General features: G+C 52.4%; 1 rRNA gene. It reads left to right on the plus strand.

Going from position 1 to position 620, the window contains the following annotated elements:
- Positions 1 to 620, plus strand: a 23S ribosomal RNA gene (locus F2P46_RS36120); the annotation flags it as partial.

Consider the following 620-nt stretch of genomic DNA (forward strand, 5'->3'; position numbering starts at 1 on the left):
GGCTAAAACAGTCAGGATGTTGGCTTAGAAGCAGCCATCATTTAAAGAAAGCGTAATAGCTCACTGATCGAGTCGTCCTGCGCGGAAGATGTAACGGGGCTAAGCCAGTCACCGAAGCTGCGGATATCCGCAAGGATATGGTAGGAGAGCGTTCTGTAAGCCTGCGAAGGTGTCTTGTAAAGGATGCTGGAGGTATCAGAAGTGCGAATGCTGACATGAGTAGCGATAATGGGAGTGAAAAGCTCCCACGCCGTAAGCCCAAGGTTTCCTGTTCAACGTTCATCGGAGCAGGGTGAGTCGGCCCCTAAGGCGAGGCAGAGATGCGTAGCTGATGGGAAGCAGGTTAATATTCCTGCACCGTCGTATGATGCGATGGGGGGACGGATCGCGGAAGGTTGTCCAGCGGTTGGAAGTGCTGGTTTTTGACTCATAGAAGGCGCTTAGGCAAATCCGGGCGCGGAATTCAAGGGGTCGAGACGAGAGACTTAGGTCTTGAAGCAATCGGAAGTGGTTCCAAGAAAAGCCTCTAAGCTTCAGTCATACGAGACCGTACCGCAAACCGACACAGGTGGGCGAGATGAGTATTCTAAGGCGCTTGAGAGAACTCGGGAGAAGGAACT

Source organism: Massilia sp. CCM 8734 (genome assembly GCF_011682155.1).
Lineage (GTDB): Bacteria > Pseudomonadota > Gammaproteobacteria > Burkholderiales > Burkholderiaceae_D > Telluria_A > Telluria_A rubra.